The organism is Ottowia sp. (genome assembly GCF_035444425.1).
GTDB lineage: Bacteria > Pseudomonadota > Gammaproteobacteria > Burkholderiales > Burkholderiaceae_C > Ottowia.
Genome location: NZ_DAOMOQ010000013.1, coordinates 31,826 through 43,561, shown reverse-complemented (window position 1 = coordinate 43,561; position 11,736 = coordinate 31,826). Strand labels below are relative to the sequence as shown.

11 protein-coding genes are annotated in these 11,736 nt (G+C 70.0%); 2 read left to right on the top strand and 9 right to left on the bottom strand.

Going from position 1 to position 11,736, the window contains the following annotated elements; all coding sequences use genetic code 11:
- Positions 1 to 2: 2 nt before the first annotated feature.
- The 8 genes from rseP to rpsB all read right to left on the bottom strand — a co-directional run bounded on the left by rseP (position 3) and on the right by rpsB (position 7,757).
- Positions 3 to 1,379: an RIP metalloprotease RseP gene (gene rseP, locus PK606_RS07320; RefSeq protein WP_324562261.1), complete on the bottom strand. Its 1,377-nt coding sequence runs from the start codon at positions 1,377 to 1,379 to the stop codon at positions 3 to 5.
- Between the two features lie 49 nt (positions 1,380 to 1,428).
- The gene (gene ispC, locus PK606_RS07315) at positions 1,429 to 2,625 is read right to left on the bottom strand and encodes a 1-deoxy-D-xylulose-5-phosphate reductoisomerase (protein WP_324562258.1); all 1,197 of its coding nucleotides are present in this window, start codon (positions 2,623 to 2,625) and stop codon (positions 1,429 to 1,431) included.
- A complete protein-coding gene (locus tag PK606_RS07310) occupies positions 2,622 to 3,485 on the bottom strand; it encodes a phosphatidate cytidylyltransferase (protein WP_324562256.1) in 864 nt (287 codons plus the stop codon). The genes ispC and PK606_RS07310 overlap by 4 nt, the downstream gene beginning before the upstream one ends.
- 5 nt (positions 3,486 to 3,490) lie before the next feature.
- Complete coding sequence (gene uppS, locus PK606_RS07305; protein WP_324562254.1) at positions 3,491 to 4,219, bottom strand: polyprenyl diphosphate synthase; 729 nt, start codon at positions 4,217 to 4,219, stop codon at positions 3,491 to 3,493.
- Positions 4,220 to 4,376: 157 nt separating this feature from the next.
- On the bottom strand, positions 4,377 to 4,937 hold the full coding sequence (gene frr, locus PK606_RS07300) for a ribosome recycling factor (RefSeq protein ID WP_324562251.1): 561 nt from the start codon (positions 4,935 to 4,937) through the stop codon (positions 4,377 to 4,379).
- Between the two features lie 140 nt (positions 4,938 to 5,077).
- Positions 5,078 to 5,800 (bottom strand): UMP kinase, encoded by a 723-nt coding sequence (pyrH, locus tag PK606_RS07295; protein ID WP_324562249.1) that lies wholly within the window; start codon positions 5,798 to 5,800, stop codon positions 5,078 to 5,080.
- Between the two features lie 189 nt (positions 5,801 to 5,989).
- Positions 5,990 to 6,877 (bottom strand): translation elongation factor Ts, encoded by an 888-nt coding sequence (tsf, locus tag PK606_RS07290; protein WP_324562247.1) that lies wholly within the window; start codon positions 6,875 to 6,877, stop codon positions 5,990 to 5,992.
- Between the two features lie 124 nt (positions 6,878 to 7,001).
- Positions 7,002 to 7,757, bottom strand: coding sequence for a 30S ribosomal protein S2 (rpsB, locus tag PK606_RS07285; protein WP_324562246.1), 756 nt, complete (start codon positions 7,755 to 7,757; stop codon positions 7,002 to 7,004).
- Positions 7,758 to 8,092: 335 nt separating this feature from the next.
- Here rpsB and PK606_RS07280 point away from each other — a divergent pair, with 335 nt between their 5' ends.
- Positions 8,093 to 9,343 (top strand): D-amino acid dehydrogenase, encoded by a 1,251-nt coding sequence (locus PK606_RS07280; protein ID WP_324562244.1) that lies wholly within the window; start codon positions 8,093 to 8,095, stop codon positions 9,341 to 9,343.
- A 48-nt stretch (positions 9,344 to 9,391) separates the two neighbouring features.
- Positions 9,392 to 10,915, top strand: a complete 1,524-nt coding sequence (locus PK606_RS07275) for an NAD(P)H-hydrate dehydratase (protein WP_324562242.1) — start codon at positions 9,392 to 9,394, stop codon at positions 10,913 to 10,915.
- A 59-nt stretch (positions 10,916 to 10,974) separates the two neighbouring features.
- Here PK606_RS07275 and PK606_RS07270 read toward each other — a convergent pair whose 3' ends face one another.
- Entirely contained in the window at positions 10,975 to 11,733 is a 759-nt protein-coding gene (locus PK606_RS07270; protein ID WP_324562240.1) for an SDR family oxidoreductase, read from the bottom strand.
- Between the last annotated feature and the right edge of the window lie 3 nt (positions 11,734 to 11,736).

Below are 11,736 nucleotides of genomic sequence, written 5' to 3'. Positions count from 1 at the left end.
GGTCAGCCAAGCCGGGTCGCGATGTCGTTGTATACCGCGATGGCCATCACGGACAGTAGCAGGAACATGCCCACGCGCTGCAGCCGATCCAGCCAGACATCGGTGACGGGCCTGCCCGTCACCGCCTCCCAAAGATAATACATCAGGTGCCCGCCATCGAGGACCGGCAGCGGCAACAGATTGAGCACGCCCAGGCTGACGCTGATGAAGGCTAGAAAGCCCAGGTAGTAGGTCAGCCCCAGCGCCGCCGACTTGCCGGCGTAGTCGGCGATAGCGATCGGCCCGCTCAGGTTCTTCAGCGACATGTCGCCGATCACCATGCGGCCGAGCAGCCGGATGGACAGCGCCGACACCTGCCAGACCCGCTCGACACCCGACCACAGACCATCGAGCGGGCCCTGGCGCACCAGCACCCGCTCCGGCGCGCCGCCGACGTAGGCGCCGAGGCGGCCGATCGGCTGGCCGTTCTCCTGGTGCGCATCGGGCCGCACCTCGATCGTCAGGCTGCGGCCTTCGCGCTCGATCAGCCACTCCGACGCCACCGGCGGGCCGTTCCGGCCCGAGGCACGGATCAGCTCGCGCAGCTGCTGTCCGTCCAGCACCTGTGTGCTGCCGATGCGGCGCACCAGATCGCCCTCGCGCAGGCCGGCGCGCTCGGCCGCACCGCCGGCCATCAACTCGCCCAGCACCGGCTGGCTCAGCGGCGCCACGATGCCGATGGCACGAAACAGTTTCGCGTCCGGCTCGCGCTGCGCCAGCGTCGATAAGGGCAGCGTCAGCGCACGCGCGCGGCTGCCGTCGGTGCGCGCGACATCGAGCACCACATCCACGCCATTCAGGGCGCCACGCGTCAGCGTCCAGCGCAGACTCTCGAACGAGGCCACCGGCTCCAGGTCGTCACCGGCCAACGCCGCACTGCGCACCAGCTCACCGCCGTGCAGGCCGGCCTGCGCGGCCAGCGAACCGGCCGCCGGCGGCGACAGGATGGCGCGCGGCTCCTCGACGCCGATCCAGTTGACCATGGCGTAGAGCAGCACCGCCAGCAGCAGGTTGGCGACTGGGCCGGCCGCCACGATCAGCGTGCGCGAGATCAGCGGTTGGGTGTTGAAGGCCAGGTGCCGCTCGGCCTCGGACACCGGCGCCTCACGCTCGTCCAGCATCTTGACGTAGCCGCCGAACGGGATGGCGGCAAGCACGAATTCGGTGTCCTGGCCTGGATGCTGGCAGCGCGGCTTGAAGCGCATGAGGGGCCGGCCGAAACCGACCGAGAAGCGCTCCACCCGCACCCCGCGCGCCACCGCCATGCGGTAGTGGCCCCACTCGTGCACGGCGATCAGCAGGCCGAGCGCGACGACGAAGGCGATCAGGGTCATCAGCATGCCGTATTGTCCCTGTCCGGGGCCGAAAGTTCAGGCGTGGCGCGCGGCTTCAGGCCGCCAGAACGCGCACCAGCTCCTGCGCGGACCCGCGCGAACGCGCATCGAGCGCCAGCAGCGCGTCCAGCCCGTCGGGCGCGTCGGGCTGCACGCGGTCCAGCGTGGCGCGGTTGACCTGGTGGATCTGGTCGAAGCGGATCCGACGCTCCAGGAAGGCCGCCACCGCGACCTCATTGGCGGCATTCAGCACGGCGCAACTGCCGGGCGCCGCGCGCAGCGACTCCCAGGCCAGCGCGAGTCCGGGAAAGCGCTCTCGGTGGCCGTCGCCGTCGATCGGCTCGAAAGTCAGGTCCTGCAGGGCGCGGAAATCCAGCGCCACCGCGCCGGAGCCGATGCGCTCCGGCCAGGCCAGGCCATAGGCGATCGGCACCCGCATGTCGGGCGTGCCAAGCTGCGCCACCACCGAGGTGTCCTTGTACTGCACCATCGAGTGAATCACGCTCTGTGGGTGGATCACCACCTCGAGCTGCTCGGGCGTGACGCCGAACAGGTAGCGCGCCTCGATCACCTCCAGCGCCTTGTTCATCATGGTGGCCGAATCGACCGAGATCTTGCGCCCCATCACCCAGTTCGGGTGCGCGCAGGCCTGCTCCGGCGTCACCTCGCGCAAGCTGGCCGCCGCGCGGGTGCGGAACGGCCCGCCCGAGGCGGTGAGGATGATCTTGTCGATGCGCTCGCCCCAGGTCGCCGGATCTTCAGGCAGCGACTGGAAGATCGCCGAATGCTCGCTGTCGATGGGCAGCAGCGTGGCGCCGCCCTCGCGCACCGCGCGCAGGAACACCTCGCCGCCGACCACCAGCGCCTCCTTGTTGGCCAGCAGCAGGCGCTTGCCGGTGCGCGCCGCCGCCAGGCAGGGCGCCAGGCCGGCGGCGCCGACGATGGCGGCCATCACCGTGTCCACCGCCGGGTCGGCGGCCAGCTGCGCGATCGCCGGCGCGCCGTGCTCGACCTGGGTCGACAGACCGCGCGCCTGCAACCGGCGCGCCAGCTCGGCCGCATGCGTTTCGCTGCTCATCACCGCCACCCGGGGCCGGAATCGCTCACACTGCGCCAACAGCAGCTCGACCTGGGTCGCCGCGCTCAGCCCCACCACCTCGAAGCGCTCCGGATGACGCGCCACCACGTCCAGCGTGCTGGTACCGATCGAGCCGGTGGAGCCGAGCACCGCCAGGCGTTGCCTGGCGCTCATGCCGCGCCCCGCAGCTGCGACACCAGCATCAGCGCCAGCGGCAGCGTCGGCAGCAGCGCATCGATGCGGTCCAGCACGCCGCCGTGGCCAGGCAGCAACTGGCTCGAATCCTTCATGCCGGCGCTGCGCTTGACCAGCGATTCGATCAGGTCACCAATCACGCTCATGGCCGCCAGGAACAGCGCGCCCAGCAGCAGCGGCAGCAGACCAGCGGCATGCAGCTGCGTGTACAGGCTGGCGCTGTCGGGCGCACTGGTGCGGTCCGCCCAGATCCAGACCGCCGCCACCGCCAGCACGCCCAGCATGCCGCCCCACACGCCTTCCCAGCTCTTGCCGGGGCTGATGGCCGGCGCCAGCTTGCGCCCGCCGGTCAGCCTGCCGCCCAGCGCCCGGCCGGCAAAGTAGGCGAAGATATCGGCCGCCCACACCAGCACCAGCACCGACAGCAGGAAGTTGATGCCGACGCGCCGTGCCTGCGCGATCGCCAGCCAGGCCAGGCACAGCATCACCACGCCGATCAGCCAGCGCGGCCCCCGCGGCAGTGCCGACCAGCCGCCCACGCCGCGCTTGAGTAGCCAGACGCCGCCCAGTACCCACAGGGCGCCGGCCACGGCCCATAGCAGCGGCAGCGGGCGCTCGACCGCGCCGCTCCACCACAGCACTGCGCAGGCCACAGCGCACAGCAACCCGGTCAGCGACGCGCCCGCACCAGCGATGCCGTTCAGGCGCGCCCATTCCCAGGCGGCAGCGGCGATGAACGCCAGCGTCAGCGCGATGAAGGGCGTGGCCGAGGACGCGAACAGCGCCGGCAGCAGGATCGCCAGCAGCACCAGGGCGGTAATGACGCGTTGCAGCAGCACTTTGCTCAGCCCGCGGCTTGCCGCACCAACTGTTCGGAGGTCTGGCCGAAACGCCGCTCGCGCGCGGCGTAGGCGGCCAGCGCCTCGTCCAGCGCGGCCTCGTCGAAATCCGGCCACAGCCGTTCAGTGAAGTGCAACTCGCTGTAGGCGCATTGCCAGAGCAGGAAATTGCTGATGCGCTGCTCGCCGCCGGTGCGGATCAGCAGGTCGGGATCGGGCACGTGCGACAAGGCCATGGCCCGGTCCAGCGCGCCTTCCGTGATCGGCTCGCCGCGCTCGGCCAGGCGCGCTGCCGCCTGCGCAATGTCCCAGCGGCCACCGTAGTTGAAGCAGACGTTCAGGACCATGCGGCCATTGTCGGCGGTCTCTGCCTCCGCGCGTGCCAGACCCTGGCGCAGGCCTTCCGACAGGCTCCCCCGGTCACCGACGAAATGCAGCTGGATGCCGCCCTTCCTCAGTTCCGGCACCTCGCGCGCCAGCGCCTTGGCCAGCAGTTCCATCAGCCCGCTGACCTCGTCGGGCGGCCGGTTCCAGTTCTCCGACGAGAAGGCGAACACCGTCAGCACCCGCACGCCGCGCTTGACGCAGGCGCGGATGCAGCGACGCAGCGATTCCACGCCCTGCCGATGCCCCGCGATGCGCGGCATCAGGCGGCGCTTGGCCCAGCGCCCGTTGCCATCCATCACGATGGCGATGTGGTGCGGTACGCCGTTGAAGGATGAAGCGTTTGCCATCAGCGCGTGCAGTTGTTATCAAAGGGCTGCGCAGCAAGCCCGATCCAGAGGCCGCGGAGCAGGCCAAGCCGGAACGCCGTGGCCGGGGTCCCCCCGGCCCCCAGCGTTGTCCCCCTGGGGGGGGGGGAAGGCGCCGCAGGCGACTCAGGGGGGAGCGTCAAACCTCCATGATGTCCTTTTCCTTCGACGCCACCAGTTCGTCGATCTCGGCCACATGCTTGTCGGTCACCTTCTGGATCTCGGCTTCGCTGCGCTTCTGCTCGTCCTCGGTGGCTTCCTTGTCCTTGACCAGTTTCTTGATGGCGTCGTTGGCATCGCGGCGCAGGTTGCGGATGGCGATCTTGGCCTGCTCGCCCTCGTGTCGCACGATCTTGGTCATCTCCTTGCGGCGCTCCTCGCTCATCGGCGGCATCGGCACCCGGATCAGGTCACCCATGCTGGCGGGGTTCAGGCCCAGGTCGCTCTCGCGGATGGCCTTCTCGATCTTCGCGCCCATGCCCTTTTCCCACGGCTGCACGCTGATGGTGCGCGCGTCCAGCAGCGACACGTTGGCCACCTGCGACAGCGGCACATGGTTGCCGTAGTACTCGACGTGGATGGTGTCGAGCAGGGCCGGGTTGGCGCGGCCGGTGCGGATCTTGGTCAGGTTGTTCTTGAAGGCGGCGATGGACTGGTCCATCTTGCCCTGCGCGTTGGTCTTGATGTCGGCAATCGTCATGTCAGCATTCTCCAGCCATGCATTATTGCGGCAGACAAGGCGCCGCCCCGGCAGCACGGGATCGAGCGTCGGGCGGTCGAACCCGCCCCCATCACCGTCGCCGCCCCTCGAATCGATGCGCGCCCCGCGCGCCCGGAAAATCAAACGTGCACCAGCGTGCCTTCGTCGCCACCCAGCATCACGTTCCTCAACGCGCCCGGCTTGAAGATCGAGAACACCTTGATCGGCAGCTTCTGGTCCCGGCACAGCGCGAACGCCGTGGCATCCATGATGCCCAGGTTCTTGATCATGGCCTCGTCGAAGCTCAGGTGCGTGTAGCGCGTGGCCTTGGGGTCCTTGTTCGGGTCGGCGGTGTAGACGCCATCGACCTTGGTCGCCTTCAGCACCAGTTCGGCGCCGATCTCGGCGCCACGCAGCGCCGCCGCGGTGTCGGTGGTGAAGAAGGGGTTGCCGGTGCCGGCGGCGAACACCACCACCTTGCCTTCCTCCAGGTACTGCAGCGCCTTGGGTCGCACGTAGGGCTCGACCACCTGCTCGATGCCGATGGCGCTCATCACGCGCGCCGTCAGGCCCTGCTGGTTCATGGCGTCGGCCAGCGCCAGCGCATTCATCACCGTCGCCAGCATGCCCATGTAGTCGGCCGTGGCGCGGTCCATGCCCTCGGAGCCACCGGCCACGCCGCGGAAGATGTTGCCACCACCGATCACCACCGCCACCTCGACGCCCATGCGCGTCACCTCGGCAATCTCGCCCACGATCCGCTCGATGGTGGCGCGGTTGATGCCGAAGGCATCGTCGCCCATCAGGGCCTCGCCGGAGAGCTTGAGCAGGATGCGCTTGTGGGCAGGTTTGGCTTTGGTCATCGGCGGGCTCCGGGGGTTGCGGCGGGCAAGAGTCTACAGTGGGTGATTCGTCTTCTGCTGGCAGCGGGTTCGTCGGATGGCCGGGAAGCAAGCCGAACCAGCGGACGCCATGCCCGGACCCGCGCCGGGCATCGGCGTCGCCCCCTCACGCAACAAGAGGGGGAAGCGGCATCAGCCTCTCGGGGGGCGTCACGCGCCTTTTGCTGCAGCCACCTGCGCCGCCACCTCGGCGGCGAAGTCGTCGGCGCGCTTCTCGATGCCCTCGCCCACCACGTACAGCGTGAAGCCGGTCACCGTGGTGGCCTTTTCCTTCAGCATCTGCTCGACCGACTGCTTGTCGTTCTTCACGAACGGCTGGTTGAACAGCGAGACTTCCTTCAGGTACTTCTGCACCGAGCCCTCGACCATCTTGGCGGCGATATCGGCCGGCTTGCCCGACTCGGCCGCCTTGGCGGCGGCGACGCTGCGCTCGCGCTCGATCATCTCGGCCGGCACGTCGCTCGCGGCCAGCGCCACCGGCTTCATGGCCGCCACGTGCATGGCCACGTCCTTGGCCGCCGCGGCGTCGCCCTGGTACTCGACGAGCACGCCGATGCGGGTGCCGTGCACGTAGCTGGCCAGCGGGCTGCCCGACTTGCGCACGAAGCGGCGGAAGCTCATGTTCTCGCCGATCTTGCCGACCAGGCCGACGCGCACGTCCTCCAGCGTCGGGCCATAGCCGTCCTGCTCGTAGGCCAGCGCGCCCAGGGCGGCGATGTCGGCCGGGTTCTGTTCGGCCACCAGGCGGGCGGCGGCGGCGGCCATGTTGATGAAGGCCTCGTTCTTGGTCACGAAATCGGTCTCGCAGTTGACTTCGATCATGGCGCCGGTGTCGCCGTCGACGTGGGCGGCAACAACGCCCTCGGCCGTCACGCGGCTGGCGGCCTTGCCGGCCTTGGTGCCGAGCTTGACGCGCAGCAGCTCCTCGGCCTTAGCCATGTCGCCATCGGCCTCGACCAGGGCTTTCTTGCATTCCATCATGGGGGCGTCGGTCTTGGCGCGCAGTTCGGCGACCATGCTTGCGGTGATTGCTGCCATTTGTGCTTACTCCGTGGGGTGATTCGTGTGCCGGGCCAGCCGGGCCCGATCAACAGTTCAAGACATTAAAAAAAAGGGGCTGTGACGCCCCTTCGCGTGCAGCCGCGAACGGCCGTGCGTGGCATCAGGCGGCGTTCTCGTCCTCGACCTCGACGAACTCGTCGTCGCCTTCGGCCTGCACCGCCTTGACGACGTCGCTGACGGCGTCGGCCTTGCCGACCAGCACCGCATCGGCCAGGCCGCGCGCGTACAGCGTCACCGCCTTGGCCGAGTCATCGTTGCCGGGAATCACGTAGTCGATGCCGTCCGGGTTGTGGTTCGAGTCGACCACGCCGATCAGCGGAATGCCCAGCTTCTGCGCCTCGGCAACCGCGATCTTATGGAAGCCGACATCGATCACGAAGATCGCGTCGGGCAGCGCGCCCATGTCCTCGATGCCGCCGATGTCCTTCTCGAGCTTGGCCAGCTCGCGGTTGAACATCAGCTGCTCCTTCTTGCTCATGCTGTCAAGGCCGGCCTCGAGCTGGGCCTTCATGTCCTTCAGGCGCTTGAGCGAGATCTTGACGGTCTTGAAGTTGGTCAGCATGCCGCCCAGCCAGCGCTGCTCGACAAACGGCATGCCGCAGCGGCGTGCTTCCTCGGCCACCGTGTCGCGCGCCTGGCGCTTGGTGCCGACGAACAGGATGGTGCCGCGGTTGGCCGCCAGCTGCTTGGCGAACTTCTGCGCCTCCTGGAACATCGGCAGCGATTTTTCCAGGTTGATGATGTGGATCTTGTTGCGATGGCCGAAGATATACGGGGCCATCTTGGGGTTCCAGAAGCGCGTCTGGTGACCGAAGTGGACACCGGCTTCCAGCATTTGACGCATGGTCACGGACATTGAAATTACCTTCTCAAGGTTGGGTCTAAAATCCAGCCGCTCATCGCCGCGAACGCCTTGTGAAAGGCAGCGGCGACACCTCGTGGGGACTGGTTTGCTATTTGTCTTGCCGCACTCGGCGTACACTATGGGCGCGGCGCGCAAGGCACCTGCCGGCAGCAAAACTTTAGGATTATAGCCTGCGCGCTGCCAGCCGCCTGCGCCGCCGAGAACCACATGACCGCTTCGCATGGCCAACCGCGCGTGGCACCACCTTGCGCCTGCCCGCATCGCACGCACGCGTCGCGCGAGCGAGCCGCCGCTGCAAGGCCCGGTCAGCCACGCGCGCGCTGAGCATGCGCATCGCCGTTCTGGGGGCCGGCATCGTCGGCGTGAGCACCGCCTACGAGCTGGCCATCGACAGCCACCAGGTCACGGTGTTCGAGCGCCACGCGATGGTGGCCGAAGCGGCCAGCTTCGCCAACGCCGGCGTGGTGGCGCCCGGCTACGTCACGCCCTGGGCCGCGCCCGGCATGCCGGGCAAGGTGATAAGGCACCTGCTGGCACGCCACGCGCCGGTTCGACTCCTGCGTCCGCTGGCCGCCACCGACCTGGGCTGGATGCGTCGCTGGCTGCGCGCCTGCGAGCCCGGCGCCTACGCCGCCAACCGCACCCGCCTGCAACGTCTGGCCCTCTACAGCCGCCAGCAACTGCACCAGGTCAGCGCCGATCTGGCCTGCGACTTCGAACGCAGCGATGGCTACCTGGTACTGCTGCGCGGCGAGCAGGAGCGCCGTCTGGTGCAGCCCGGCCTGGCCTTGCTGCGTGAACTGGGCCTGGCGTTTCACGAAATCAGCGGCGACGAGGCGCGCCAGATCGAGCCGGCGCTGCACCCGGACACACCGCTGGCCGCAGCCATCCACCTGCCGCAGGACGAGGTCGGCAACTGCCGCCAGTTCGCCGTCATCCTTCGCGACGCCGCCCAAGCGCTGGGCGCGCGATTCTGCTTCAATACGCCCGTCGCACGCCTCGATCCTGCCGCACCAGCCACGCTGGAGCTGGCCGGCGAACCGGCGCCACAAGGCTTCGACGCCATCGTGCTGTGCGCCGGCGTGCAGTCGGCCGCGCTGCTGCGGCCGCTGGGCATCCGGCTGCCGCTGCGCCCGGTGTACGGCTACTCGATCAGCGCACCGATCCCGGAGCCGCTGCACGCACCGCGCAGCGGCGTGATGGACGAGCGCCACAAGGTCGCCATCACGCGCATCGGCCAGCGCGTGCGCGTAGCCGGCTCGGCCGAGCTCGGCGGCCGCGCCGAGGCCATCAACCCGGGCGCGGTCCGCACCCTGTACAAGGTGCTGCACGACTGGTACCCGGCCGCCGCCCGCCTGTCCGCCGGCGTGCAGGTCTGGAAGGGCGCACGCCCGATGCTGCCCGATGGCCCGCCCAGCATCGGCGCCAGCGGCATCCCCGGCCTGTGGCTCAACCTGGGGCACGGCTCCAGCGGCTGGGCGCTGGCCTGCGGCTCGGCGCGCGTGCTAGCCGACCAGATCGCCGGCCAGGCGCCCGCCATCGACACCGAGGGGCTGGGCCTGGCGCGCTACGGCTGAGTGCCCGGCAGGCGTCGCACGCAGCGGCGGAGGCACAATGACTGCACCATGCCGACCCGGGTGTCCCTGCAGCGCACCACCCCGCTTCACGATGTCGCCGCCACGCGCCGCATCGAAGCGGCGGCCGCGGCCGCGCTGCCGCCGCACAGCCTGATGCAGCGCGCCGGCCTCGCGGCGGCGCGGCTGGCGCTGGCGCTGCGGCCGCACGCGCGCACGGTCTGGATCGCCTGCGGGCCAGGCAACAACGGCGGCGACGGGTTGGAAGCGGCGCTGCACCTGCACCGCTGGGGCGTCCAGCCAGTCGTCAGCTGGCTGGGCAAGCCCGACACGGCGCCGCCCGGTGCGCGCGCCTCGTGGCAACGGGCGAGCGATGCCGGCGTGCGCTTCACCAACAAGCCACCGACCGAACTCGACTCACAGGACCTGTGCATCGACGCCTTGCTCGGCATCGGCGCGGCACGCGCGCCGGGCGGCCGCATGGCCGAATGGCTCGCACACTTGCGCGCCAGCCCGGCGGCGCTGCTGGCGATCGACCTGCCGACCGGCCTGGACGCCGATACAGGATGCCTGCAGGAGCCGGACCTGCAGCCGGCCGGCGCCCACCGCCAAGCCACAACCTCTGGACCCGGTTCGGCGCGCCACACGCTCAGCCTGCTCACGCTCAAGCCCGGCCTGTTCACGGCTCAGGGCCGTGACGCCTGCGGCACGCTGTGGTTCGACGACCTCGGCGTCGCCTCCGACGCGCACGAAGCCGAGCCGACAGCCTGGCTCAACGGCGCGCCGCACGCCAGCACGCGCCCGCACGCCAGCCACAAGGGCAGTTACGGCGACGTCGCAGTGATCGGCGGCGAAGGACTGGCGGCGCGCGGCCTGGGCATGGGCGGCGCCGCGCTGCTGGCGGCCAGCGCCGCGCTGCACGGCGGTGCGGGCCGGGTGCTGGTGAATCTGCTGGACGACGGCGCGCTGGCCCAGGACACGAGCCAGCCGGAACTGATGCTGCGGCGCTTCGATGCGCTGGAGCTGCATGCGCTGACCGTGGTGTGCGGTTGCGGCGGCGGCGAGGCGGTGCGCGCCGTGCTGCCCGCCGTGCTGGCGCGGGCGCCGCGCCTGGTGCTGGACGCCGATGCGCTCAACGCCATCGCTGCCGACCCGGCGCTGCAAACGGCCTTGCGCAGCCGCGCGGCAACTGGCCAGGCCACGGTGCTGACACCACACCCGCTGGAAGCGGCACGGCTGCTGGGCAGCTCATCGATCGAGGTACAGCACGACCGCTTGTGCGCCGCCGGCCTGCTCGCCGAGCGCTTTCAGTGCACGGTGGTACTCAAGGGCTCGGGCACCGTCATCGCAGCGCCCGGCCGCACGCCGCGCATCAACCCGAGCGGCAACGCGCGCCTGGCCACGGCCGGCACCGGCGACGTGCTGGCCGGCCTGGTCGGCGCGCGCCTGGCCAGCCACGGCCCGGCTTTCGAGGCCGCGTGCCAGGCGGTCTACCAGCACGGCACGGTGGCCGATGCCTGGCCGGCCGACCGGGCGCTGACGGCGAGCCGGCTGGCGCGCGCCCTGCGGCCCTGAGGACCAGCTCCGGCTGCCGGTGCCGGCGACCCCGGCCGGCGGCAATCGCCCCTGCGCGCTCAGCCGCGCCCCACGAACGGCATCGTGGTCGCCATCACGGTGTGGAACAGCACGTTGGCCGACAGCGGCAGGTTCGCCATGTACAGCACCGACTGCCCGACCACGGCCACGTCCATGCGTGGCTCTTCCATCAGCTGGCCGTTGGCCTGCAGGATGCCGGCGGCCATGCGCTCGGTCATGTCGGTGGCGGCATTGCCGATGTCGATCTGGCCGACCGCGATGTCGTGCGCGCGGCCGTCCAGCGAGGCGGCCCTGGTCAGGCCAGTGACGGCGTGCTTGGTGGCCGTGTAGGCGATCGAGTGCGGGCGCGGCGCATGGGCCGAGATCGAGCCGTTGTTGATGATGCGACCACCACGCGGCGACTGCGCCTTCATGACGCGGAACGCGGCCTGGATGCACCAGAACATGCCGTTCAGGTTGACATCGACGACGACGCGCCACTGCTCGGGCGTGAGCGTCTCCAACGGTACCGCCGGCGCACCCATGCCGGCGTTGTTGAACAGCAGATCGACCCGGCCGAAGGCCTGCACCGCGCGGTCGAACAGGGCATTGACGGCCTGCGGGTCGGTCACGTCGGTGGGCACCGCCAACGCACGCTCCGCCGCGCCGCTCTCCTGCGCCAGCTGCTCCAGCGGCTCTGCTCGACGGCCGGCCAGCACCGCGCGCCAGCCATCGCCGAGCAGGGCCAGCGCGGCCGCCTTGCCAATGCCCGTGCCGGCGCCGGTGACCACGGCAACCCGTGATGGTGAAGCATTCATGAC